This is a genomic window from Deltaproteobacteria bacterium, from assembly GCA_029210625.1.
Lineage (GTDB): Bacteria > Myxococcota > Myxococcia > SLRQ01 > SLRQ01 > JARGFU01.
In genome coordinates this window covers 98,908-122,045 of sequence record JARGFU010000013.1, presented here as the reverse complement: position 1 = coordinate 122,045, position 23,138 = coordinate 98,908, and the positions used below count along the sequence as shown (strand labels likewise).

Below are 23,138 nucleotides of genomic sequence, written 5' to 3'. Positions count from 1 at the left end.
GCTTCCCTCGCGGCGCCGCCGGGCCGGGTGAGGGGGGCTCCCCGGGGGACGCTCCCATCGGCCCGCGAGCGCCGCGATGGAAGCAATCGCGCTACTGCACTGCTTCGCGCAGGGTGGCGATGCGCTCGCGCTGATCTTCGGAGCGGGCGAGGGCCAGCTCTTCGATGTCGGGGTTGGCCTGCAGCACCAGGGCGATGTTCTCCTGGATGTCCTCCTCGACCTTGTCGAGGAGCGAGAGGAGGGACTCGGAGTCCCACTTCTCGCGCGCGTCCTCGAAGAAGGCCTCGAGGGGTTGGCCCTGGACGTGGCAGGCCTCCTGGTAGGCGGCCAGGAGCTCCTTGGGGAGGCCGTTGTTGGTCGCTACGCTCATGGGGTGATCTCCAGCAGGGTCGTCACCACGAGGGGGGTCGTGGGCGAGTCGGGGGGCAGGGTCTGATTCGCCGCCTGCTGTCCGGAGCCGTTGACGATCCTCGCGAAGACAGCAACCGGTACCCCCACGATACTCCCGAGGGTCGAGAGCGGCACGGAGGCCTCGCAGGCCGCCGCCCCGCAGACCGTGGGGGCGCCGCTTCCGTCGATCCAGCCCAGATCCGCGGGGGTCGAGAGATCGCGCCAGCCCATCCGATCGTCGAAGGCGTCGGCCGCCCGGGAGAGATCGACGGTGCCCCAGGCCAGATCGACGTTCACGTCGCCGGGCGTCGTGAGGGCCGAGGAGAGCGCGTCGTCGAGGACGCCGGCGCCATCGGAGATCAGGGTCGGATCGGTGAGGCCGGCGGTGTCGCCCCGCTGGGCGTCGAGGTAGACCACCCAGACGTTGCCGCCCTCGAGGACGCCCTCCACCCCGAGGTAGAGGTTGCCGTCGGCGATCTTCAGGAGCAGGCGGTCGAGCGTGTTGCCGGCCCAGTCCGTGGCGTCGACCGCGGTGGCGGTGGTGGCGCCCGCCCACTCGGCCACGTCGATGGTTCCATCCACCGTCACGCTGGCCGGCGAGGTCACCGTGATCGTGGGCAGGTCGGCGGCGAGGAAGCCGTCGTCGCTGCCGGTGAGGTCGGCGTAGCGCCAGGGGCCACCGGCGTCGGCCCGCAGGGCCAGGCGGTGACCCCCCGGCGCCATCGGCGCCGTGAGATCGGCGGCATAGACGTCGTTGGCCAGGTCACCGGCGTTCAGTCCGTCGCGGTCGCCGGTGTAGGCGAGCGCCACCCAGGTGAAGGAGCCCGGCGCGGTGGAGGGATCGGCGGCCGCCGGCCCGAAGCCCGCCTCGACCCTGATCCCGCTGCCCTCCCCGGCGCCCTCGGTGACGCCGGCGACGAAGACCAGCCCCTCCACCGGCACGGTGGCGCCGGGGGCGACGCTCCGGTCGCCGTCGGGCAGGGTGAGCTGCAGCCAGTCCACCTCGGGCGTGCCGTCCTGATAGGTGAAGCCGCCGGCGAGCGTCGCGAAGAAGGTGTCCGGCCAGGTCGCGGTGACGTCCACCGTGCCCGCCGCGCCGGCCGGGGTCAGGCAGGAGGCCAGGGTCGCGTCGACCACCAACAGGCCGGTGCAGGCGTCGGCGCCGAAGGTGAAGACCATGCCCGAGACGAAGCCCTCGCCGTGGAGCTCGACCGCCGTACCACCGGTGGTGGAACCGCTCGTGGGCAGCAGGCTGGTCAGGGTGCGGGTGCCGCCGCCGCCGTCGGTGCCGCCGCCATCCGTGCCGCCACCGTCGGTGCCACCGCCGTCCGTGCCGCCGCCATCCGTGCCGCCATCGTCGGTCGATCCATCCGGCGTGCCACCGTCGTCGGTGCGGGTGCCCGGACCACAGGCCACCACCAGGGAGAGCAGCGTGAGCGAGAGGATCGTCGTGAGCGTCTTCATCCCTTTACGCCTCCGGCCGTCAGGCCGCCTACGAGGTACTTCTGCAGCGCGAAGAAGAGCGCCACCACCGGCGCCGAGACGATCAGCGCCCCGGCGGCGAAGCGGCCCCACTCGGTCTGGAAGGCCCCGACGTACTGCTGCAGGGCCACCGGCAGGGTGTAGAGGCGCTCGTCGTTCATGAAGGTGAAGGCCAGGATGAACTCGTTCCAGGCCGTCATGAAGGAGAAGAGGGCGGTCACCGCCAGGGCGGGCTTCGCCAGGGGCAGCACGATGGTCCAGAAGATCCGCAGCTGCGAGGCACCGTCGATGAGGGCCGCCTCCTCGATCTCCCGGGGGATCGTGTCGAAGTAGCCCTTGAGCATGAAGACGCAGAAGGGGATCGACGTGATGCCGTAGACCAGGATCAGGCTCCAGAGAGAGCCGAGGAGGCCGAGGCGATCCATCAGGATGTAGACCGGGATGGCCATCATCACCCCGGGGAACATCTGGGTGACCAGGAAGAGCATCAGCCCCGGTCGGCGGCCGGGGAAGCGGAAGCGCGAGAAGGCGTAGGCGGCGGTGGTCGCCAGGAAGAGCCCGAGGAGGGTCGTCGCCGCCGCCACCAGGGTGGAGTTGAGCAGCTGCCGCCCGAAGAGCCAGCCTCCGTCGACGTCGGTGGTGCCCATCACGTCGCGGAAGTTCTGGAGGGTGACCGAGTCGGGGATCAGCGAGACCGAGAGGCCGAAGGCCTGGCTCTCGCTGAAGGCCATCTTCACGACCCAGAGCACCGGGTAGAGCGAGAGCGCGATGCCCACCCAGAGGCCGGCGTGGGTGAGGAGCCGCAGCGGCCGCGAAGGGATCCCGGTCATCCGACCTCCTCCCCGCCGGAGAGCTTGCGGGTGCCCAGGGTGTAGACCACCAGGATGATGAAGATGAGCGTGGCGTAGGCGGCCGCGTAGCCGTACTGGGCCTGGCGCTGGAAGGCCCAGCGGTAGGCCTCGGAGATCAGGATGTCGGTGGCGCCGTCGGGCTCACCGCCGCTGACCAGGTAGACGATGTTGAACATGTTGAAGGTCCAGATCATCCCGAGGATGACGGCCGGCAACATGGCGGGCTTGAGCAGGGGCAGGGTCACGTTGCGGAAGCGCTGCCACGCGCTCGCGCCGTCGACCTGCGCCGCCTCGTAGAGGTCCGAGGGGATCGACTGCAGGGCGCCCAGCGCGATGACCATCATGAAGGGGAAGCCCAGCCAGGTGTTGGTCACCACGTTGGCGGTGAAGGCGGTCCAGAAGGAGGAGAACCAGCCCACCGGCTCCATCCCGAACCACTCCAGGATGCCGTTGATGGCGCCGAACTGCTTGTGGAACATGCCCTTCCAGATCAGGGCGGTGATGTAGTTGGGCACCGCCCAGGGCACGATCAGCAGCGCCCGGTAGACGCCCTTGAGCTTCAGCCAGGGCCGGGCCAGCAGGAGCGCCAGGGCCAGGCCGAGGGTGACGTGGAGCGCCACGTTCGCCACGGTCCAGAGCACGGTGACGACCAGGGTGAAGTAGAAGGAGAGCGGGTCGGTCGGGCCGTAGGTGCTGCCGAAGAGGATGTCCTGGAAGTTCGCCCAGCCCACGAAGGTGAGCTTGTCCAGGAGGCTGCCCTGCACCCCCGCGTCGTAGTTGGTGAAGCCCAGGGCCAGGCCCACCGCGAAGGGCATCAGCACCAGCATCAGGAGGCCGAGGAAGGCCGGGGCGAGGTACGAGTAGGCCCCGCGGGCCCGCCAGACCCGCACGCCCAGGCTCTCCTCGGAGTCGGGGGCGTTCCGCCGCACCCAGAAGACCCAGGCGCCGACGATCAGCAAGAGGATGACCCCGGTGCCGATCACGAAGGGCAGGGGCTCGGCCCGGGCGGGGCGCGGGCGGGTGGCCGCGTCGATGCGGCGCTGGGCGCGGTGGAGCAGCTCGTCCACGTCGTCCCCGCGCAGGGCCGACATCAGGGCGCCCTTGGCCGGCTCCCAGATGGCCTGCATCGCCGGGCGGCTGTCCATCGGGACCGTGAAGGGGAGCTGGGCCCGGAAGACCTTCAGCACCGGATCGCCGGCGACCTCGGGGTCAGCGTAGGTGGGCTCCCAGGCCACGGTCTGCCTTCCGGTCACCGCTCGCAGGCGGGCGCCGGCCCCCGAGGCCAGCTCGGCGGCGAAGAGCTTCGCCGTCTCGGGATCCCCTCCCCCGCCCGGCGGCCCCGAGAAGAAGAGGGCCTCGACGGTGAGGAAGGGCCGGGCCGCCTCGCCGGTGGAGGAGACGACCGGTAGCACGGCGATCCCGTAGTCGATCCCCTCCGCGATGTCGCCGACGAACCAGGGGCCGTTCACGACCATGCCGACCTGCCCCTCGTTGAAGAGGCGGGTGGCGAGCGCGGTGTTGGCCTCGGCGGGGATCACCTTCTTCTCGAGGACCAGGTCCCGCACGAAGTGGAGCGAGGCCGCCATCTCCGGCGACTCGAGGCGCGGGCGCCCCGCCTCGTCGAAGAGCCTCGCCCGGTGGCCGAAGAGCCAGGGAGCGTGGAAGTAGAACTCGTCGGTGGGCCAGACCAGGCCGAAGCGGTCGCCCTCGGAGAGCCGCAGCGCCTCCACCAGCATCTCGTCCGTATCGACCGGCGGCTTCGCCACCAGCTGCCGGTTGTAGAAGAGCGCGAGGGACTTGTAGGCCAGCGGCACGCCCCAGGTCTTCCCCTCGAAGGTCACCGCCTCGACGGTGGGCCCGAGGAAGCCGGCCTCCTCCATGGGCAGCGCCCCGAGGTCCACCGGGGCGATGACGCCGTCCCGGCTCCAGCCCCCGATCCGCTCGTGGGCGAAGATGAAGAGATCCGGGCCGTTGCCCCGGGGGATCGCCGCCGAGAGCTTGGAGGCGAAGGCGTCGTTGGGCACCGAGAGGGCCCGCACCCGGCTGCCGGGGTAGCGGGCCTCGAAGTCGGCGATGAGCTGCTCGAGGGCCTCCTTCTCGGCGGCCCGATAGGCGTGCCAGAGCGTGATCTCGCCAGCGCTCGCCGGGGTGGGAGCGAGGAGCAGGGCCCAGAGGCCGGCGAGGACGAGCGAGCGGCGCATCGGAGAGTTCGTAGATAGGCTCCCCGGGCGTTTCCGTCGAGTCCCGGAGCAGGGCTAGACTAGCCTCATGCGAAGCCTGCTCCCGGCCGCTCTCGCCCTCCTCTTCCTGCTCTCGACGGTCGCCTGCGGGGCCCGCAAGCCCGGCCCCCACGAGCACGAGCGGGGCTGGGTGACCCAGTGGCGCGTGGAGACCTCCTCGGTCTCCTACCAGGGGTGCACCGACGCCCCGGGCTGGCAGGACCTCATCGAGCTGGAACCGCTGACCCTCGGGTGGTTCGTCGCCTACAGGGTCAACGCGGAGGGCACCGAGGCCGTCGACTACGATTGCGACACCCACGACTCGACGACCTGCTACGTGAACCCGGCCGACTTCTCCTGGACGATCGACGGTCACGTCCTCACCCACGATCGTCCCGTCCAGGTCTTCGACCTGAACGGGACGACCTGCCAGGTCCAGTACCACCTGGCCAGCACCGTCGAGGATCAGGGCCCGATGGCCGCCTACTCCCTGTGGATCGACCTCGAGCTGATCGGCGACGCGACCGAGTGCGCCGATGTCGAGGCCCAGATCCGCGCCGAGTCCAGCAACGGCCTGGGCTACGAGGGCTGCACGCCCCTGAGCACCAGCGAGCTGAGCTTCTTCAACGCCGCGCCGGTCGACTGATCGCTACTGACCGGCGGCCTCGAGGCCCTTCGCGGCCTTGGCCTGCTGCACGGCCTGCATCGCCCGCTTGGCCCGCTCCATCATCTTCTCGCGAGCGGCCTCCATCGAGTCGCCCTGCAGGCGCTCCTTGAGGGCGAGGCGGGCGAGGCGGACGGCCTCGAGCTCACCGGGCTTCAGCTCGGCGCGCACCTTCGCGGGGGCCCGCGGACGGTAGAGGCCGGTGCGGGTGGCGGCGCCGGCGACGACGGGCCCGGTGACGTAGAGGGGCGCGTCGAAGGCGTCGGTGACCGTCAGCATCGTCCAGCCGAAGAGATCGGTGTCGATGGTGGCGATGCGGTTCTGCCACATCACGCCGTCCTGCTCGAACATCGAGCCGGCGTCGGTGTTCTCGGCCAGGTCGAAGGCCCGGTCGCCGCCCGCCTGGGCGTCGAAGGCCAGGAGGGTGACGTCGATGTTGGTGAAGTCGACCTGCCCCGCGGGGCGGCCCACCCAGATCGAGGCCACCCGCGGGCCCTGCCCACCCCGGGCCATGCCGGCGAGGAAGACCTGCCCGGCGCCCACGCCGTTCTTGGGTAGCTGCAGCACCGGCTGGCCGGTGGGGGTGTTCGAGTGCACCCGCCGCACGACGTCGGCGTAGTCACCCTGGCCGGTGAAGGAGAACCAGCCGTAGCCCTGGGCGGTCAGCTGCGGATCGAGGACGCCGTTGTCGAGGGGCATCTCGCCGAAGAGCTTGTACTCGACGAGCTCCCGGGCGGGAGGCGGCGGCGGGCCGCTGTCCTGGGTGCCGCCGTCGCTGCCGCCGTCGGTCGGGGTCTGGCCGCCCTTGTCGGGGCAGCCGGCGGCGAGGATGAGGGTGGCCGAGAGGAAGGGGACGAGGAGTCGGTTCATCGGTAGAGACCTCACTGGTTCACCCAGTCGATGGCGGCCTGGAGGAGGGTGTCCACGCCGGCGATGGCGTCGGACTGCTTCTGCAGCACGACCTCGTCGGGCGCAACCCCGGAGCCGGTGGTGAAGGCTACCGGATCGGAGCTGGCGTCGGTGAAGAAGACGGTGTCCTGGATCTGGAAGGAGCCGGCGGAGAGCTCACCGAGGTGGCCGGGCAGCTCGACGATCGGCCCGAAGGCCCCCCAGGTGGGCGCCGGCCCGAAGATGCGGGTCGGGGCGCTGCGGAAGTCCACCATCTTGGTGAAGAAGTCGTTGCCCGAGACATCCGAGGTCAGCAGCAGGGCCACCCGGCTGGTGGAGACCGCCGAGGCGCTGGGGTTCGGGAAGTCGGTGAGCCGCCAGCTGTCGTGGTAGCCGCAGGGGAGGAAGCTCTGGGCCGTCGGCAGGCAGCTGCGCAGGTCGCCCTGCAGGGTGCCGTCGAGGGTGAGGTCGGTGTTGGGGTAGAGCTCGAGGCGGTCGAACTCGTTGCCACCGAGGAAGAAGGAGGTCGCGTAGTTCATGGCGTCGGCGGTGCCGCCGTAGCCCTGCCGCTGGTCGACCACCACCCGCGGGGGAGCGTCGCCCAGCGCCGACTCCAGGGCCTGGGCCCACTCGGTTCCGCCGCGCTGGTACTCGGAGGGGAAGCCGTTGAAGAGGAGGTGGCGCACGCCCGCGTCCTCGATGGAGGCGGCGGTCGTGAAGCCCGCCGGATCGGTGACGGTCGGCATCCGCTGGAAGCGGAAGTCGCACTGGGTGTAGCCGCCCATCCAGGCGGGGACGCCGCCGGTCCAGAGCTCGGCGGTGGCCGGCGCCAGATCGACGGTGACGGTCTCGATGGGGTCGGCGCAGGCGGTGCCCGCGGCGTCGAGGGCCGGGCAGCGGCTGAACTCGAGGGTGGAGCCCACCATCATCGCCGCGGAGAGGATCTGGCCGGTGACCACCGCGTCGTGGGCGGCCGGATCACCCCCGAAGGAGAGGATGGGCTCGGCCAGGTCGCGCCACTCGGCGAAGGGCATCCCGTCGACCGAGGTCAGCACGTCGCCCACCCGCACCTGGCTGCCGATGGGGTGCTGGAAGGCGCGGTCGATGATGACCGGCGCCTGGACCGGGGTGGAGAGGAGGTCGGCCTCGCCGAGGGTCATGCAGGCGCCCGCGTCGTAGAGCATGGCGCCGTAGCCCCAGGTCGGCGCGGAGGCGTGGCCGTCGCGGAGCTGCTCCACCAGGCCCTCCATCTCCGGCCAGTACTTCTCGGGGGTGGCGGCGGTGGCCAGGGTCGCCCAGGCCAGGGTGATGGCCGGCAGCTGGTTCATGGCCTCGCGGCTGCCGTCGAAGCGGCTGTACTCCATCAGGCGCCGCTCGGTGTAGTCGCGGCGGGCGCCCGGGTCGAGGATCATCGGGCCCACCATCGGGGCGGCCTCGACGCAGCGGCCCATCCGGCAGACCGAGCCGGCGGCGCAGACGCTGGCCTCGGTGCCCAGGGTGCAGGCGTCGTTGGCGGTCACCGCCGGCCCGACGTCGACGATGTCGAAGGCGTCGAAGAGGACCCGCAGGGAGGGATCGAAGCTGATCGAGGGGTTGCCCCACATCCCGCTGGCGTGGGTGTCCGAGAGCATGATCATCGCCGGCGCGATGGCGCCGCCCAGCTCCCAGTCGACGGGGCCGGTGCTCATCTCGCGCCAGCCGTCGTCGGTGAGCTTGCCGGTGGGCTGGAAGGAGAGGGAGGCCAGGGGGACCAGGCCGTCGAAGGTGCCGTTGGCCAGGGCCGTGTCCACGTCACCGCCGTACCAGCTCACGTCGCCGGCCAGCTGCGTGCCCTCGGGCTTCTGCCAGAAGACGAACTCGACCCGGCGACCGGCGAAGCGCTCGCGCAGGGCCGTGAGGACGGTGAGGGTGCGGTAGAGCCCGCCGCCCAGGGCCAGCGCGCCCTGCCCCTCGATGACCCGCTCGTCATAGACGAAGCGAGTGACGAGGGAGTTGTCCTGCACCGGATCCCAGCGGGCGGTGTAGACGTAGGTCGGTAGCTCGGCGGGCATGGTCTCGAGGTTCTCGAGGTCCCAGCCGATGCCCTCGCTCTCGGGGGCCATGCTCACCGTGCCGGTGAGGGGATCGAAGGTGGCGGCCAGCGCCGGGGTGGCGCCCAGGAGGGCCGCCAGGGCGGCGAGGGAGAGGAGAGAGGCGAGTCTGCACATCGTTCGGGCTTCCTCGGAAAATCGGGGGGGTACACCGGTGGTGTCGGGTGCGCGCTACACAGCACAGGCCGTGCCAGGGGGAGATCATCCACTAGCGCCCCGCAAGGCAGCGAATTCATTGGCCTATTCTTTCGCCGCCGTCCCGCCCGGGCTGTCCGCCTCCTGGACGCTCCCCCCCTGGCGCCAGAAGGCTAACGGCGAGGCCGGCCCCCGCCCGTGCTATTGGGACGGTCATGGGAGAGAAGCTGAAGAAGGTCGTCGTCATCGCCTTTCTCGTCCACCTGGTGGGCGGCTTCCTGATCATCGCGGCGCTGATGCTGGCGCCGCCGCTGATGATCGGCGTGGGGCGCTTCGACGAGTTCGTGGCCGGCCTCGAGGCCTTCGACTTCAAGTGGTGGCTGGTCGTCCTCTCCACGATGATCTGGGCCCCGCCCATCGGGGTGGCCGTCCTCTGGAGCCGCCTGAAGGCCGCCGGCATCGAGATCGAGCAGCTGCGGGACCGGGTCCGCGGCCTGCTGGAGGATCGCTTCATCCCGGTGAAGGTCGACATCGAGGAGCGCCTGCCGGTCGTCTTCGATCAGGAGATGATCGTGCCGGTCGCCCTCAAGACCCACGTGGACATCGACAGCGACATGGAGATCGAGGCCACCATCCCCATCCGCACCGAGATGGAGCTGGACACGACGATCTCGACCAAGGTCCTGGGCATCGGCCCCATCGCCGTCCCCATCAGCGTGCCCATCCGGGCGACCGTCCCCCTCGACTTCTCCGTCCCCATCGCCGGCAAGCTGCGGATCAAGGCCATGGGCGTCCCCATCGATCTCGACGAGAAGTGCCGGGTGGCCCTGCCGCCGATCGAGATCCCCCTCGACGTGCGGCTCGAGACGCGGATCGACCTGCTCTCGAACCTCGAGTCCGGCGGCATCCAGAAGAAGGAGGTCTAGCGGATCGCCTCGCCCGAGCCGGCGTCGAAGAGGTGCAGGTGCTCGGGGGGCAGGTCCAGGCCCCGCAGATCGCCGGGCGCGACGGCGCCGACCTTCGCGGCCTCGGCCCGGACCACCACGATCGGCCCCTCCTCCTCGCCCGCCCCGGGCAAGAGGCGCAAGTGCAGGTGCATCTCGAAGCCCATCGGCTCGACCACCTCCACCCGGCCCGAGAGGTCGCCCTCCTCGCCGGGCTGCACCACCAGGTGCTCGGGGCGGATGCCCAGCTCCAGGCGCTGCCCCACCGCGGCCAGCTTGCGGCCGGCCGGCAGGAGGAGCCTGGCCCCGAGGACCTCGACCCAGCCCCGGCCCTCCGCCTCGTCCTCCCCCAGCATCTGGGCCGGGAGGAAGTTCATGGCGGGTGAGCCGATGAAGCCGGCGACGAACTTGTTGACGGGCTCGGCGTAGAGCGTGAGGGGCGGCCCCACCTGCTGCACGATCCCGCCCTCGAGCACCACGATACGGTCGGCGAGGGTCATCGCCTCGACCTGATCGTGGGTGACGTAGATCATCGTGGTGCGGGTGCGCTGGTGGAGGCGCGCCAGCTCGGCGCGCATCTGCACCCGCAGGGCGGCGTCGAGGTTCGAGAGGGGCTCGTCGAAGAGGTAGACCGAGGGGTGGCGCACCAGCGCCCGCCCCATCGCGACGCGCTGCCGCTGCCCGCCCGAGAGCTGCTTGGGGAAGCGATCCAGCAGGGCCTCGAGGCCCAGCACCGAGGCTGCCTCGCCGACCCGCTCGGCGATCTCGCCCGCCGGCATCCCGCGCATCTTCAGGCCGAAGGCCAGGTTCTCCCGCACTTTCATGTGGGGGTAGAGGGCGTAGGACTGGAAGACCATGGCGATGTCCCGGTCCTTGGGGGCGACGTCGTTCACCACCCGCTCACCGATCTGCAGCTCGCCGGAGGAGATCGTCTCCAGGCCGGCGATGCAGCGCAGGAGGGTGGACTTGCCGCAGCCGCTGGGGCCGACGAGCACCACGAACTCCCCGTCGGCGATCTGCAGCTCGACGTCGCGCAGGACCTCGGTGCGGCCGAAGGACTTCTGGATCTTGGAGAGCTGCAGGGTGGCCATCGTCCGGATGCTTCTACACGCGTTGGGGGCGGCTCACCAGGCGAGCTGCCGTCGATCCTCGCCGCCGCCGTCGAGGTGGAGGGAGCGGTTGGCGCCGCCCTGCCAGGTGAAGGTCTTGCCCCGCCGCCGCAGGAGCTTCCACTCGATCACCGCGGGCTCGGGCAGGCTCAGCGTGCCCCGGAAGACCCCCTCCCCCACGGGCTCGAGCTCGAAGGCCCGCTCGGGCCGCCAGCTCCCGAGCGCCGGATCGGAGCCGCAGAGCAGGACGGTCTCGTCCTCGCCGACCCCCGGCACCCGCGCCTCGAAGGTGAGCTCGCGCTGCCGCGGGGCCTCGAGGGTGCCGCGCATCCGCAGCGCCTCGCGCAGGGCGGCGAGGGCCTCCGGCGCCAGCGGAAGGGCGACCATCCCCGCGTCCCAGGACCCCACCTCCAGGGTCGCCTCCGGCAGGGCGACGGGGGCGCCGCGGGTGGTGAAGGTGTGCGGCGCGCCGCTCACGTTCACGCCCACCAGCACCGCGCTCCCCTCCCCCTCCCGCGGGACCCGCAGGAGGAGCAGGGTCCTCGCCTCGAGCTCCAGGATGAGGGTCGCGCCGCGGGAGAGCGCCGGGTGCGCGGCCCGCTGCCGGGCGAGGGCCGCCACGTGGGCCCGCAGGGGGTGGTCCGCCTCGAAGCGCATGTCCGCGCGCACCTCCAGCTCCGTGCGGCCCTTCAGGCCGACCTCGGTGCCGTAGAGGAGCGAGGGCGTGCCCCGCAGCAGGTAGAGGAGGGAGAGGGCCAGGCGGATGTTCGTCGGCTCGCCGCACTCGGAGGCGATCCGGGCGAGGTCGTGGTTGTCGAGGAGGGTGGTGAGCCGCTCGGGGTGCTCGTAGACCCGGTCGAGGGAGAGGAGCGAGGCCAGGCGGCTCGCTCCCTGGTCGTTGCAGGCGACGTCGACCAGCGCGTAGCGCAGGGGGAAGTCGAAGACCGAGTCGAAGCCCGCCGCCTTCCAGCGCCCGGCCAGCAGGAAGGGGTCGCCCTCCAGATCCTCTCCGAGGAGCTCGAAGTCGTCGCCGTGCTTCTGGTGGAGGTGCGCGGCCAGCCGCTGCCAGAAGCTCACCGGCAGGTGCTTCACCGCGTCGAGGCGCAGGCCCGCGGGGCGGACCTTCTCGATCCAGGTGTCGAGGGTGCCGGCGAGGTAGGCGAAGACCTCCTCCTGCTCGACGGCCAGGTCGGGCAGCCCGTGGACGTCACCCTCGACCAGCTGCACCGGGTCGCCCCAGTCCTCGATGGCGCCCCGGCCGTGGAACCAGCCGGGCTGGCGGGTCGTCAGCGGCGCCTCGTAGGAGACGTGGTTGAGGACGGCGTCGAGGTAGAGGCGCATCCCCCGCGCCCGCAGCGCGTCGGAGAGGGCGCGCAGCTCCTCCCAGGTGCCCAGGTGGGGGTCGGGCTCGCCGTGCTCGAGGACCCAGTAGCCGTGGTAGGCGCCGTGCCCCATGAAGGGCTCCCGCCGGCCGAGGGTCAGCGGAGAGGTCCAGACCGTCTCCACTCCGAGCGCCTCCAGCCAGTCGAGGCGCCTCGAGAGGCCGGCGACGTCCCCGCCGTGCCAGGCGGTGGGATCGGCGGGATCGATCTCCCCGTCGTTGGTGGGATCGCCATTCTCGAAGCGATCGACCATGACGAAGTAGACGGGGCCCGGCGGGCCGGTCCGCCTGGTCGCGAGGGGCTCCTCGGGCTTCGGTGCGGCCCCGGCACACCCCCCGAGCGCGAGCGCGAGCACGAGCGTGGCGTTTGAAAGCTGAGAGCTGAGAGCTGAGAGCTGAGAGCCCCTCGCCATCAGAACCACGCCTCCGCCTCGAGCGCGATCACCGCGTGCTGGTACCGGCTCGTCGCCTCGTGCTGGAGGATCTCGTTGTCGGAGAGGGAGTCGACCACCGTGGAGCCGAAGGCCTGGTGGATGCTCGAGCGCTGCAGCCCGAAGAGGAGCCGCAGGGAGGGCCGGGAGAAGATGCCGTAGCCCCTGGGGTTCAGGACGGGGCCGAACTTCACCTGCCAGGTGTCGCGGGTGTCGGTGTCGCCGAACTCCAGCCCCCGGGCGTCGGCCTGCCCCACGCTGCTCTGGAAGATCGAGTCGTGGGCCTGCCGCCAGAGGTTGCCGTTCAGGCTCCGCTCGCGGGCCAGGGAGCTCTCGAGGAGGAGGTGGAGCGAGGGCGTCAGGTAGAGCTGGAGGCGCAGCACGCTGGAGAGGAAGGTGCGGTTGTCCTCGCCGGCCGCGATCTCGTTGTCGTCGTTCCACTGGCGCCCGTAGAGCAGGGCCCAGATGGCGTCGAGGCGCTCGGGCAGGATCTTCAGCTGCGCCTCGTTGCCGATGGTGAGCTGGAAGCGCTGGTCGGTGAGGCTGCTGACGTAGAGGGTGTAGTCCCGGCCCACGACGGTCTCGGTGGTGGAGACCTCGGGGTGCAGGCGGGAGAGGTTGGCGAAGAGGTTGTTCCAGGTGAGCGGCCCGAAGCCGCCGAAGCCCAGGTAGCCCACCACCTTGTAGGAGCTGGCGTAGGTGCTGCTGGCGACGTTGTCGTCGTAGAAGAGATCCTCGCTGCCCGGGTTCTGCTGGAGGTAGCTGGAGACCACCTCCCGCCGGATGAAGTTCTCGTAGGTGAGGTTCGCCGTGGTGTGGGGCGAGTTGCGGTTGCCGGCGACCTCGGGCTCGTAGAAGGTCTGGCCGCCGCCGCCCAGCTCGAGGTGGCCGCCGAGGCGCAGGCGGGCCAGCAGGCCGGCGGTGAGCACCGGGCTGTAGTCGCGGCCGCGGATCGCGAAGCCCGCGTCACCCAGGCCCACGGTGAGATCGAAGCGCCGTCGCTTGAGGGTGGCCGAGAGGCCCAGGGTGTCGAAGAAGAGCTGGGCCGGCTTCTGATCGTAGAGGGCCAGATCGCCCATCCAGGTGTCGAGGGTGCCCAGCTGCCACTCGACGCCCTGCCCCAGCACGTTGCCGGCCCGCGCGTAGAGCTGGCTCATCCGGAAGGCGGCCAGGGCCCCCTGCCCGGCGTCGGCGTTCATCACCGAGCCGCCCTCGATCTTGTAGTGGACGCTCACCCAGGGGTCCCGCGCGTCCTGCGCCTGGAGCAGATCCACCCGCAGCTCGAGCGAGGCCCAGGGCCCCTCGTTCATTAGCCGGCCGTAGAGGTTCCAGAAGCCCAGCCGGCCGTCGCCGCCCTGGAGGTCGGGGCGGGTCATGATCCGGAAGTAGCCGGCCACCTCGGCCCGGGGCCGCGAGACCTCCGCGGACGCCGCCGCGGGCGCCAGGAGAGCGAGCACAAGGAGGATCGAGAGGCGTCTGGGGAGCATCGCGCGGCCAGCCTAGTCCGAAGGGTCAGGAAGAGACCAGCACCACGATCGAGCGGCTCTGCACCCCGTAGGTGGCGGTGCCGACCGGCTCCGGGAACGCGTTCGCCGAGCGGGTCGGATCGGCCCCGCTCTGCTCGAAGTAGGGCTGGTCGTCGAACCAGAGCTGGGTGTCCACCAGGCGCGTCCAGTTGCCCGCGGGCAGCTGGAAGTCGACCGGCCCGAGCTCCATGTTCACCAGCACCAGCAGGCCGGGCCCGCCGGCGGGGTGGTTGTAGCGCAGGGCGATGTGGCGGCCGCCCCAGTTGGGGTTCGTGCCGCCGCCGGCGTCCAGCCAGGTGGGGGGCGCGGCGTAGTCGCTGCGGGCGAAGGCCCAGGCGTGCTCCTTGCGCAGGGCGATGAGCTGACGGACGAAGTCGTGCATCCGCCGCCGCTCGTTCTGCGCCTGGTAGGTGCCCCACTGGTACCAGGAGTTCGGGTTGTCGGCCCGGGTGTAGTAGGCGTTGTTGTTGCCGAGCTGGGTGCGCATCCACTCGTCGCCGCCGAGGATCAAGGGCGTCCCCTGGGCGAGCAGCATCGCCGCGAAGAGGTTGCGCATCTGCTGGCGCTTGAAGGGCTCGTTGTTCGAGCCCCAGTCGCGAGAGCGGTTGTTGTCCTCGCCGCTCGCCGGATCGCACCAGGCCGAGAGGCGGGCGTCGCAGCAGTCGGGGTTCAGCGGGCTGCAGCCGTTCTGCTTGTTGTCGTAGGTGAAGAGGTCGTAGAGGGTGAAGCCGTCGTGGACCGTCACGAAGTTGATCGAGTGGTGCGGTCCCCGCCCGTCGTCGCCGAAGAGATCGTAGGAGCCGGTCATGGTGCCGCCGAAGTCGACCGCGCCCTCCCGGGAGTTCATCGCCCAGCCGTCGTTGTTCACGAAGCTGCGCCAGACGTCCCGGAAGTGGCCGTTCCACTCGTACCAGGCCTGGTCGCCGCTCGGCGCCTTCGGGAACTGGCCCAGGTAGAAGCCCGAGATCGCCCAGGGCTCGGAGATGATCCGGACGTTGTTCTCCACGATGACGGGATCCTGGAGGATCTTCATCAGCATCGTGTTCTCGACCGTGTCCCAGCGGGTGTAGTCGCGATCCTTCTCGCCCAGGATCACCGCCAGGTCGAAGCGGAAGCCGTCGACGTGCATCTCCTCGACCCAGAAGCGCAAGCTGTCGAGGATCAGCTGCTCCATCGGCCGGTAGTTGCAGCGGGTCGTGTTACCGACCCCGGTGTTGTTGTTGTAGAAGCCCGCGTCCTGATCCGAGAGCGCGTAGTAGGAGGCGTTGTCGAGGCCCCGGTAGCTGTAGAGGCCCGCGACCTCCTTGGGATCGAGGTTGGCCAGCTCGGCGGCCGTGCTGGCGTCGAGCTCGTGGGCGTCGGCGAGCTCGAGCTTCTCCCGCCAGAGCCCGCCCTCGCCGGTGTGGTTGTAGACCACGTCGAGGATGACCTCGATGCCGCGCTGGTGCAGCTCGTCGACCATCCACTTGAACTCGTCCATCACCTTCCCCGGCCGCTTGTCGGAGGCGTAGGAGAGCTCCGGCGCGAAGAAGCCGAGGGTGTTGTAGCCCCAGTAGCCTCCGTCGAGGGGCTTCTCCATCACCGGCATCAGCTCGACGGCGGTGATGCCGAGGTCGGCCAGGTAGTCGGCCTTCTCGCCGAAGCCCCGGTAGGTGCCCGGGTGATCGACCCCCGAGGCGGGGTCGGCCGTGAAGCCCTTCGCGTGCACCTCGTAGAGGATCATGTCCTCCCAGCGGTGCCCGGGCATCGCCCGGTCCCTGCGGGACTCGCGCCAGGTGGTCTCGTTCTCGCTCCAGACGTACTCGCTCTCGACGATCACCGACTTGGAGGCGGCGGCGACCGTCGACTGGGTGCGCGCGGGGCCGCTGGCGGTGCTGCCCTTGCTCCAGTCGTGATCCCGGTGGAAGGCGCGAGTGTAGGGGTCGAAGAGGAGCTTGTTGGGATCGAAGCGGTTGCCCAGGCTGTCCACGTCGGCGACGAAGCCCTCGATGCGGCCGAGCTCCCAGTCGGGGTGGACCTCCCAGTTCGGCCCCCAGGCGAGGAAGCCGTAGTGCTGCCCGAGGCCGATCCCCTCGACGAAGAGGTTCCAGGCGTCGCCGTGGCGGACCATCTCGAACTGCCGGGTGGGCACCGTCGCCTCGGGGTCGTCGAAGAGGAGGAGGTCCATCCGGGTGGCGTTGCCCGAGAAGACCGAGAAGTTCACGCCGTCGTCGATGCGGGTCGAGCCCAGCACCGAGAGGCTCTCGACCTGCTCGATGGAGAGCGAGGGCGCGATCGGCTCGGTGTGGTAGAGGCGGACGTGGTCCTTCGGGGGGCAGGCCGTCAGCAGGAGCGGGAGGACGGCCAGGGCGAGGGTCGAGAGCACGCGCTGCATGATCCCCTCACCTTAGCGGATCGAAGGTCGGGTGGCTGCCCCGCGTGCGATCCGGAGCCTCAGGCGCGTCGGATGCCCGCCCGGATCTCCTCGGCCAGGTGCTCGGCGCAGGCCACGGCCTCCGGGTCGCTGGCGAGGCTCGCCGCGAGCGTCAGGAGGTCGGCGGCGTGGAGATCCCACCACTGGGTGTCGCGGTAGATCCGTCCAGCCTCGGCGCAGAGGGCCTTGAAGGCCTCGGGCTCGCCGGTGGCCGCGTGAGGGAGGATGACCGCGAGCGCGAGGCCGGCGAAGGGAGGGCGCCCCTGGGCCCGGAAGGCCTCGACGCACGCCCAGGCCTCCTCGGCGCCCTCGGCGTAGCGTCCGCGATCCACCTCGATGAGGGCGAGGTTCAGCCGCGCGACGAAGGCGTCCGGGTTCCCCAGTCCATCGAGGAGGACGAAGGCCTCCTGGTAGAGGACCTCGGCCTCGTCGAGCCGCTGCTGGCGCAGGAGCGCCACGGCCAGATCCCGGACGGCGCTGGTGTACTCGTCACTTCCGTCCTCCCCCTCGAGCTCGAAGAGCGCCATGGCGTGCCGGATCTTTCGCTCGGCGCCGATGGGGTCCCCGGTCCGGGAGTCGATCCCGGCGATGCTGGTGAGCACCCGGGCCAGCCGCAGCCGGTCGTCCAGGGTCTCGAGCGCGCCGAGCGCCAGCTCGCCGTCCTCGCGCGCCTCGGCGACGCGCCCCTGGAGGAGACGGATGGCCGAGCGGGAGCGGATGGCGTCGATCCGCCAGCGGGTCCAGGGCTCGGTGGGGGTCAGGGCCAGGAGCTCCTCCACCACGGCCAGGGTCTCGTCGGGCAGCTTCCGGCGGGCGTACTCCTGGGCCAGGAAGCAGAGGGAGTCGAGGCGCCGCTCGTCGGTCGTCCCGGCGCCGAGTCGATCGAGGGCGGCCTCCCGCAGTCGATGGAGCTCGACGAGGTGCTCCACGCGCACCCTGCCGTGGAGGGCGTTCATGGCCTCCCAGAGGGCCACCTCGGCCCGGTGATCGTCGCCGGCGCCGAGGAGATCGCGAGGACCCTGCGCGACTACCGGGACGGCATCCAGTGGATCCGCGACTCGGTGGTGCGGGGGGCGAACGCGGGCCAGAGCCTGGACGAGCTGGTGCGCACCATCCGCCTCCCGGCTCACCTGGCGAGGAGCGGCTACCTCACCGAGCTCTACGGACAGCTCGACTGGTCGGTGCGGGCGCTCTACACGAACCGGCTCGGCTGGTTCGACGAGCGGGTCGAGACCCTCTACCCCCTCGAGCGGCGCGAGGAGGCGCGCCGGACGGTGGCCCTGATGGGCGGCGCCGGGGCGATCGTCACCGAGATCGAGGGCAGCCTCGAGCGGGAGGATCCCCGCTGGGCGCTCCACCTGCTCGCGCTGCTCCGGGACTCCGGAGAGCCCCTGGAGCTGCGCCGCCCCCTCTGGAGACGGGCGCTCACCGACACCGCGAAGACCGTCGCGAACACCAACGGGCGGGGCTACCTGCTGGAGGAGGCCTGGCGCCTCGAGCACGGGGTCGCCCGGATGGGCCAGCCGACCGTGCCCGACGCCCTGGTCGACGCCCTGCCCCTCGCCATGGTCTTCGAGGTGCTGCAGACGCGGCTGATCCCGGAGCTGGCCGACGTCGAGGAGTCGGTGACCTTCCGCTTCCCCGGATCGCAGACGGGCCCGGGCGAGGACGAGGGTGAAGGCTCCGGCGCGGGCGGGGGCTCCGGCGCGGGCGCGGGCGCGGGCGGGGTGGCCGCGTCGTGGGGGCTCGCGGGCGGGAGGTCGGGTGCGCTTCCCGCCGCGGCGAGGGCCTCGGCCACGACCCGATGCAAGCCGACGAAGTCGCTGTCGGCGTGCCCCACGTGGCTCTCGTTCCACAGGTACCAGAGCACGACCGGCACCGCCTCGCGCCGCAGCGCCAGGATGGTCTCCGAGACGAGCGCGGCCTGCTGACGGTGAGTCAGCCGACGTCCGTTGCCGTGGAGGCCGTTGATGAAGCCGACCTCCGTGGCCCAGAGCGGCTTGACGACTCCGTTTCGCGCCATCGCCCTGCGGAACCGTCGCGTGATGTCGGCGGCGGTCGAGGGGTCCCAGTTCCTCGGATAGGGGTGGTACGAGATCGCGTCGACGTGGTCGCCCCCGCCGGCGGCGAGCCAGGCGTCCACCTGACTCGCGGCGTTGTTGGCGGCCAGGCGGTTCCATCCGCAGCACACCACCGTCCCCGTCTCGCCGGGCGCCACCTGCTTGATCGCCGCCCACGCGCGCCGGTTGATGTCCAGGAGCTGCTCGGGGCTCCCCGTCCAGTAGGGGATGGAGGCGGTCTGGCCCAGGTTGGGCTCGTTCCACACCTCGTAGACGGGCGCCTCTCCCCTCGAGGTCCGCAGGTCCACGTAGCGCGCCGCGACGGCGCCGACGAAGGCGGACCAGTCCTCGGGATCCTGCGGATAGGTCGTGCAGGCGCCCGTGTAGTTGGGGGTGCAGCCGGGTGAGGCCCAGGGCGGCGTCCCGTAGAGCACCATCATCGGGCGCATGTCCGCGTCCACGATCTGCTCCATGCGCCGGTCCAGCCGCGACCAGTCGTAGGTGCGGACGCCGTTCACCGGGGGGCTCGGCTCAAGGTGCGCCCAGGTCAGCCCCATGTCCCAGATGCGCGCCATGTAGAGGGAGGAGGGGCTAGCCGCCGCCGGCCAGTCGTGCAGGTCCGTGTCGGGCTGCAGCGCGGGGTTCATGCCGAGGCGAACCCTGCCCCCGATGACGGCCCTCTCGGCCTGGGCCCCGGTCCCGTCGACGATGAACTCGCCCTCCCCACAGGCGGCGAGGAAGAGCGGCAACAGGATCCAGAGAATCGTCTTGGGGCGCATGGCATCTCCGAGGGGGGCGCTGGGGGTGGGTCGAGGTGAGGTGCAGCTCGTTCGACTCCTGCAGTGCAACGGAGGTGCCCCGGCGGGCAGCGCCGGATCGACGGTCGGCTGATGCGGATTCATTCCGTGTTTTCAGCGTCTTGGGGGGCGGCGCCACCCCCCGAGGAGTAACGAGGCGTTACCTTCCCGATCGTCGGGATTCCGGACGCCCCGGGCCAGCCGTCTGGACCCGATTCAGGTCGGCTATCCTCCGGGCAATGCCCGATCCGACCGAACGACTGCTGGCCGTGGACCTCGGCCTGCGCACGGGCCTGGCCGTCTTCGGCCGGGACGGGCGGCTGCTCTGGTACCGCTCCCGCAACTTCGGAACCCTCGCCCGGCTGCGGAAGGCCGCCCGCAGCATCCTCGAGGAGGCCGCCCCCCTAAGCGTCGTCGCCCTCGAGGGCGGAGGGGGGATCGCGCTGCCCTGGGAGGGCGAGGTCCAGCGCCGGGGGCTGGTCTTGATCCAGTGTCACGCCGAGGCCTGGCGCCGCGAGCTGCTCCTCTCTCGGCACCAGCGCAGCGGGCCCGACGCCAAGAAGCACGCGGACACCCTGGCCCGGGCGATCATCGAGTGGTCCGGCGCGAAGCGGCCGACCTCCCTGCGCCACGACGCGGCCGAGGCGATCTGCCTGGGCCTGTGGGCGGTCCACCGGCAGGGGTGGCTGCGCGAGTACCCCTCCCTCACGCGCTAGAGGAGCGCCTCGATCTCCCCGCGCAGGGACTCCGGGGTGTCCTTGGGGGCGAAGCGGCTCACCACCCTGCCCTCGCGATCGACCAGGAACTTGGTGAAGTTCCACTTGATGGCCCTGGTGCCCAGCAGGCCGGGGGCCTCCGCCTTGAGGTGCTCGTAGAGGGGGTGGGCGTCGTCGCCGTTGACGTCGATCTTGGAGAAGAGGGGGAAGGTCGTGTGGAAGCGCAGCTCGCAGAAGCTGGCGATCTCCTCGTCGCTGCCCGGCTCCTGCCCGCCGAACTGGTTGCAGGGGAAGGCGAGGATCTCCAGGCCCCTGCCGGAGAGCTCTGCGTGGAGGGCCTCGAGGCCCTCGTACTGGGGGGTGAAGCCGCACTTGCTGGCGGTGTTCACGATGAGCAGCACCTTGCCGCGGTAGGGCTCGAGGGTCTGGGTCTCGCCCTTGTTGGTCTTCACCTCGAAGTCGTAGATCGACGGGCTCATGCCGGTCCTCCTCTTGACGGTTTCTCGCGGGGGGAGCGGGCCCGGGTGAGTAGATCGCGCAGATCGTCGGAGACGTGCCGGTCGCCCGGAGCGACGAGGCCGCCGGCGCCCTGCACGGCGCTGGAGAGCTCGGAGGCGGCGAGGCCACCGAGGATCCAGGGGACGGCGCCGCAGGCCCGGCCGTAGGCGCGCATCAGGGCAGCCGCCTTCGGGGGCCGGGCCGCGGCGGAGAGGCCGACCGCGGCGGGCTCCAGGGCGGCCACCGCGTGGCCGAGGGCGTCCGGCGGGGTGGCCGCGCCGAGGATCACCGCGCGGGCGCCGAGGGCGGCGAGCTCGAGGCTGACCCCGTAGAGGCCGAGCTGGTGCTGCTCCTCCTCGATGCAGGCCAGCAGCACCACCGGCGCCGGCGGCGGGGGCTGGACCAGGGTGGAGAGCAGGCGCAGGTGCTTCTCGACGACCTGGGTGCAGAGGTGCTCCTGAGCCACCGAGAAGGTGCCGGCGTGCCAGCGCTCGCCCACCTCGATCAGGGCCGGCTCGAGCACCCGCCGGTAGATCACGGCCGCCCGGCCCAGCCCCAGGGCCAGGGCCAGCGCCTCCTCGAGGGCCAGGCTGTCGTAGACCTGCACCGCGGAGAGGATCCGGTCCCGGGCTTGATCGAAGCCCGACCGCTCCTCGCCGGACTCCGGCTCGGCCTCCGCCAGCATCCTCTCCCGCACCAGGCGGGCGGCCTCCGCGGCCGGGATGCCCTCGGAGGTCAGGGCGTTCATCCGGCGCACCGCCTCCAGATCCTGCTCGGTGTAGAGCCGGTAGCCGCCCGCGCTGCGGCGGGGGATCGGGAAGCCGTAGCGCTTCTCCCAGGCCCGCAGGGTCGGGGCGGGCACCCCGGTGGCCTCGACGACGGCCTGGATGCGGTGGCGGGGGTTCTGGGAGTCTCGAGGCATACCTTGAACGAACCCTCTACGGCCTCTCGGCGTCGCCCGCAAGCAGCGCGAGGGCCCCGAGATCCTCGCAGCGGGTGCCCGCGGGCACCGGCCGGTACTCGAACTCCCCGCTCATCTTCTGGCGCTTGTCGGTGGCGGTCATCGAGAGGCAGGCGTTGGAGGCGCCCAGGATCTTCTGGGCGACCACCACCTTCACCCGGCCCCGGAAGGTCTCGCCGGTCCACTGGCCGCGGGCGATGGAGACGGTCTGGCTGGAGACGTGGACCTCGCCGCCGCAGAGCGGTGCCTTCACCTGGACGGTGGCGCCGGGCTTGCCGTCGGCGTCCACGTCCTCGGCGCCCCAGCCCACGAGCCAGGGCTCGGCGGCGCGCCAGTCTCCCTCGGCCGGCCCGAAGGCGATCTTCTCCACCGGGAGCCGCCGCACCCCGGCCTCCTCCATGGCGGTGCCGATCCCCAGCACGTTGCTGAACTCGACGCTGCAGGGGCGCTGCTCGATGCTCAGGCCCTCCTCCCCGGACTGGATCGTCGCCAGCACGGTGAAGGTCACCTCGGTGTCGACCTCGCCGAGGACCGGCAGCTTCAGGATGCCCCGGACCCGCTGCGTGCCGAGGTAGGCGCCCGAGGCCTCCGCCGCCGCCGGGAAGGATGGGGCGGCGCCGACCCCGAGGGCGAGGGCGGCGAGGATCGCCGGGAGAGAGGGCCACTTCATCGTTCGATCTCCTCGAGCTTGGTCAGGCGCGCGCGCACCGACTCCAGGGAGGCGAGGTCGGGGACCACGATCGCGCCGGCCTCCTCCAGCACCTCGCGCAGGGTGGTGGTGGCGCGGCCGCCCACGAGCCAGGGGCGAGCGCCGACGGCCCCGGCGGTGGCGGCCAGGATCGCCTCGAGCCGCCCCTCGGGTGGGGGCCGGGTGAGGGTGAGGGCGACCAGCTCCGGATCGAGGCGGTGGACGGCCTCCCGAAGCTCGCCGGCAGGGAGGCGGGCGCCGAGGACCTCGACCCGCCGGCCCCAGCGGGCGAGCTCCAGGCCGACCACGTAGAGGGGCAGGACGTGATCCTCGTGCTCGAAGCAGGCCAGCAGGGCAAGGGGCGCCCGGCCGCCGGGCTGGGCCAGCCGCAGCAGCTCCCGCAGGGCGTTGCCGATGGCCTCGCTCCCCAGGTGCTCGGCGGCGATCGAGAGCTCGCCGCGGTGCCAGCGCTCGCCCAGCTCGCGCAGGGCCGGGGCGAGGATCCGGTTGGCGACCTCGGCGCCGCTCCCCATCACCAGCGCGCGGGCGAGCCGCTCCCGCAGGAGGGGCCCGTTCAGCTGGGCGGCGGCGTCCACCAGGGCGCCCCGGGCGATCTGCCAGGGGTCGGGCCCGGTGACGGGCGACGCCTCCGGCGCGTCCGCCTCGGAGAGGACCTGCGCGGCGGCCTGGGAGGGAGCCAGCCCCTCCTCGTCCACCAGGCGCTGCAGGCGCCGCACGAGCGCCACGTCGTCCTCGGAGTAGATGCGGTAGGCGGCGTCGGTGCGTTCGGGGCGGGGCACCCCGTAGCGCCGCTCCCAGGCGCGCAGGGTCGCCGGGGCGACCCCGGTCATCTCGGAGACCGAGTTGATGCGATAGCGTCCGCTCATCTTCTGAC

Annotated in this window: 19 protein-coding genes; 4 read left to right on the top strand and 15 right to left on the bottom strand. The window is 71.5% G+C overall.

Annotation, left to right across the window (positions count from 1 at the left end):
• Positions 1-91: 91 nt before the first annotated feature.
• The 4 genes from P1V51_13940 to P1V51_13925 are packed head-to-tail and all read right to left on the bottom strand — an operon-like array spanning position 92 to position 4,924.
• Positions 92-370, bottom strand: coding sequence for a hypothetical protein (locus P1V51_13940; protein ID MDF1564146.1), 279 nt, complete (start codon positions 368-370; stop codon positions 92-94).
• Positions 367-1,854 carry an IPT/TIG domain-containing protein gene (locus tag P1V51_13935; protein ID MDF1564145.1) on the bottom strand — a complete coding sequence of 496 codons (1,488 nt, stop codon included), beginning with the start codon at positions 1,852-1,854 and terminating at the stop codon, positions 367-369. Before P1V51_13935 ends, P1V51_13940 begins: the two co-directional genes overlap by 4 nt.
• Positions 1,851-2,702 carry a sugar ABC transporter permease gene (locus P1V51_13930; GenBank protein ID MDF1564144.1) on the bottom strand — a complete coding sequence of 284 codons (852 nt, stop codon included), beginning with the start codon at positions 2,700-2,702 and terminating at the stop codon, positions 1,851-1,853. Before P1V51_13930 ends, P1V51_13935 begins: the two co-directional genes overlap by 4 nt.
• Positions 2,699-4,924: an extracellular solute-binding protein gene (locus P1V51_13925; protein MDF1564143.1), complete on the bottom strand. Its 2,226-nt coding sequence runs from the start codon at positions 4,922-4,924 to the stop codon at positions 2,699-2,701. The genes P1V51_13930 and P1V51_13925 overlap by 4 nt, the downstream gene beginning before the upstream one ends.
• Before the next feature lie 67 nt (positions 4,925-4,991).
• Here P1V51_13925 and P1V51_13920 point away from each other — a divergent pair, with 67 nt between their 5' ends.
• Positions 4,992-5,588 (top strand): hypothetical protein, encoded by a 597-nt coding sequence (locus P1V51_13920; GenBank protein ID MDF1564142.1) that lies wholly within the window; start codon positions 4,992-4,994, stop codon positions 5,586-5,588.
• Between the two features lie 3 nt (positions 5,589-5,591).
• Here P1V51_13920 and P1V51_13915 read toward each other — a convergent pair whose 3' ends face one another.
• Both P1V51_13915 and P1V51_13910 read right to left on the bottom strand, forming a co-directional pair.
• The gene (locus P1V51_13915) at positions 5,592-6,476 is read right to left on the bottom strand and encodes a hypothetical protein (GenBank protein MDF1564141.1); all 885 of its coding nucleotides are present in this window, start codon (positions 6,474-6,476) and stop codon (positions 5,592-5,594) included.
• A gap of 11 nt (positions 6,477-6,487) precedes the next feature.
• Complete coding sequence (locus tag P1V51_13910) at positions 6,488-8,701, bottom strand: hypothetical protein (protein ID MDF1564140.1); 2,214 nt, start codon at positions 8,699-8,701, stop codon at positions 6,488-6,490.
• A 233-nt stretch (positions 8,702-8,934) separates the two neighbouring features.
• On the opposite strand from P1V51_13910, the gene P1V51_13905 reads away from it, so the two are divergent.
• Complete coding sequence (locus P1V51_13905; GenBank protein MDF1564139.1) at positions 8,935-9,645, top strand: hypothetical protein; 711 nt, start codon at positions 8,935-8,937, stop codon at positions 9,643-9,645.
• On the opposite strand, the gene ugpC is transcribed toward P1V51_13905, so the two are convergent.
• From ugpC to P1V51_13880, 5 genes are all read right to left on the bottom strand, one after another.
• Complete coding sequence (gene ugpC, locus P1V51_13900) at positions 9,642-10,754, bottom strand: sn-glycerol-3-phosphate ABC transporter ATP-binding protein UgpC (GenBank protein MDF1564138.1); 1,113 nt, start codon at positions 10,752-10,754, stop codon at positions 9,642-9,644. The genes P1V51_13905 and ugpC overlap by 4 nt on opposite strands.
• Positions 10,755-10,787: 33 nt before the next feature.
• Positions 10,788-12,407 carry an alpha-amylase family glycosyl hydrolase gene (locus tag P1V51_13895; GenBank protein ID MDF1564137.1) on the bottom strand — a complete coding sequence of 540 codons (1,620 nt, stop codon included), beginning with the start codon at positions 12,405-12,407 and terminating at the stop codon, positions 10,788-10,790.
• 158 nt (positions 12,408-12,565) lie between these two features.
• Positions 12,566-14,071, bottom strand: coding sequence for a hypothetical protein (locus tag P1V51_13890; GenBank protein ID MDF1564136.1), 1,506 nt, complete (start codon positions 14,069-14,071; stop codon positions 12,566-12,568).
• A 25-nt stretch (positions 14,072-14,096) separates the two neighbouring features.
• Positions 14,097-16,484 carry an alpha-amylase family glycosyl hydrolase gene (locus tag P1V51_13885; protein MDF1564135.1) on the bottom strand — a complete coding sequence of 796 codons (2,388 nt, stop codon included), beginning with the start codon at positions 16,482-16,484 and terminating at the stop codon, positions 14,097-14,099.
• 59 nt (positions 16,485-16,543) lie between these two features.
• On the bottom strand, positions 16,544-17,497 hold the full coding sequence (locus P1V51_13880; GenBank protein ID MDF1564134.1) for a hypothetical protein: 954 nt from the start codon (positions 17,495-17,497) through the stop codon (positions 16,544-16,546).
• 9 nt (positions 17,498-17,506) lie between these two features.
• On the opposite strand from P1V51_13880, the gene P1V51_13875 reads away from it, so the two are divergent.
• Positions 17,507-18,454: an alkyl sulfatase dimerization domain-containing protein gene (locus tag P1V51_13875; GenBank protein ID MDF1564133.1), complete on the top strand. Its 948-nt coding sequence runs from the start codon at positions 17,507-17,509 to the stop codon at positions 18,452-18,454.
• Between the two features lie 1,165 nt (positions 18,455-19,619).
• Positions 19,620-20,096 (top strand): hypothetical protein, encoded by a 477-nt coding sequence (locus P1V51_13870; GenBank protein MDF1564132.1) that lies wholly within the window; start codon positions 19,620-19,622, stop codon positions 20,094-20,096.
• On the opposite strand, the gene P1V51_13865 is transcribed toward P1V51_13870, so the two are convergent.
• From P1V51_13865 to P1V51_13850, 4 genes are read right to left on the bottom strand one after another with little or no spacing between them, the layout of a single operon-like run.
• Positions 20,093-20,575: a glutathione peroxidase gene (locus P1V51_13865; GenBank protein MDF1564131.1), complete on the bottom strand. Its 483-nt coding sequence runs from the start codon at positions 20,573-20,575 to the stop codon at positions 20,093-20,095. The genes P1V51_13870 and P1V51_13865 overlap by 4 nt on opposite strands.
• Positions 20,572-21,516 carry a MerR family transcriptional regulator gene (locus P1V51_13860; protein MDF1564130.1) on the bottom strand — a complete coding sequence of 315 codons (945 nt, stop codon included), beginning with the start codon at positions 21,514-21,516 and terminating at the stop codon, positions 20,572-20,574. Before P1V51_13860 ends, P1V51_13865 begins: the two co-directional genes overlap by 4 nt.
• Positions 21,517-21,532: 16 nt before the next feature.
• Positions 21,533-22,225: a hypothetical protein gene (locus P1V51_13855; protein ID MDF1564129.1), complete on the bottom strand. Its 693-nt coding sequence runs from the start codon at positions 22,223-22,225 to the stop codon at positions 21,533-21,535.
• Positions 22,222-23,130, bottom strand: coding sequence for a MerR family transcriptional regulator (locus P1V51_13850; GenBank protein ID MDF1564128.1), 909 nt, complete (start codon positions 23,128-23,130; stop codon positions 22,222-22,224). The genes P1V51_13855 and P1V51_13850 overlap by 4 nt, the downstream gene beginning before the upstream one ends.
• Positions 23,131-23,138 lie beyond the last annotated feature (8 nt).

Coding starts and splice junctions, on each gene's coding strand:
- P1V51_13940 (MDF1564146.1), bottom strand. CDS start 370: ATGAGCGTAGCGACCAACAACGGCCTCCCCAAGGAGCTCCTGGCCGCC.
- P1V51_13935 (MDF1564145.1), bottom strand. CDS start 1,854: ATGAAGACGCTCACGACGATCCTCTCGCTCACGCTGCTCTCCCTGGTG.
- P1V51_13930 (MDF1564144.1), bottom strand. CDS start 2,702: ATGACCGGGATCCCTTCGCGGCCGCTGCGGCTCCTCACCCACGCCGGC.
- P1V51_13925 (MDF1564143.1), bottom strand. CDS start 4,924: ATGCGCCGCTCGCTCGTCCTCGCCGGCCTCTGGGCCCTGCTCCTCGCT.
- P1V51_13920 (MDF1564142.1), top strand. CDS start 4,992: ATGCGAAGCCTGCTCCCGGCCGCTCTCGCCCTCCTCTTCCTGCTCTCG.
- P1V51_13915 (MDF1564141.1), bottom strand. CDS start 6,476: ATGAACCGACTCCTCGTCCCCTTCCTCTCGGCCACCCTCATCCTCGCC.
- P1V51_13910 (MDF1564140.1), bottom strand. CDS start 8,701: ATGTGCAGACTCGCCTCTCTCCTCTCCCTCGCCGCCCTGGCGGCCCTC.
- P1V51_13905 (MDF1564139.1), top strand. CDS start 8,935: ATGGGAGAGAAGCTGAAGAAGGTCGTCGTCATCGCCTTTCTCGTCCAC.
- ugpC (MDF1564138.1), bottom strand. CDS start 10,754: ATGGCCACCCTGCAGCTCTCCAAGATCCAGAAGTCCTTCGGCCGCACC.
- P1V51_13895 (MDF1564137.1), bottom strand. CDS start 12,407: ATGGTCGATCGCTTCGAGAATGGCGATCCCACCAACGACGGGGAGATC.
- P1V51_13890 (MDF1564136.1), bottom strand. CDS start 14,071: ATGCTCCCCAGACGCCTCTCGATCCTCCTTGTGCTCGCTCTCCTGGCG.
- P1V51_13885 (MDF1564135.1), bottom strand. CDS start 16,484: ATGCAGCGCGTGCTCTCGACCCTCGCCCTGGCCGTCCTCCCGCTCCTG.
- P1V51_13870 (MDF1564132.1), top strand. CDS start 19,620: ATGCCCGATCCGACCGAACGACTGCTGGCCGTGGACCTCGGCCTGCGC.
- P1V51_13865 (MDF1564131.1), bottom strand. CDS start 20,575: ATGAGCCCGTCGATCTACGACTTCGAGGTGAAGACCAACAAGGGCGAG.
- P1V51_13860 (MDF1564130.1), bottom strand. CDS start 21,516: ATGCCTCGAGACTCCCAGAACCCCCGCCACCGCATCCAGGCCGTCGTC.
- P1V51_13855 (MDF1564129.1), bottom strand. CDS start 22,225: ATGAAGTGGCCCTCTCTCCCGGCGATCCTCGCCGCCCTCGCCCTCGGG.
- P1V51_13850 (MDF1564128.1), bottom strand. CDS start 23,130: ATGAGCGGACGCTATCGCATCAACTCGGTCTCCGAGATGACCGGGGTC.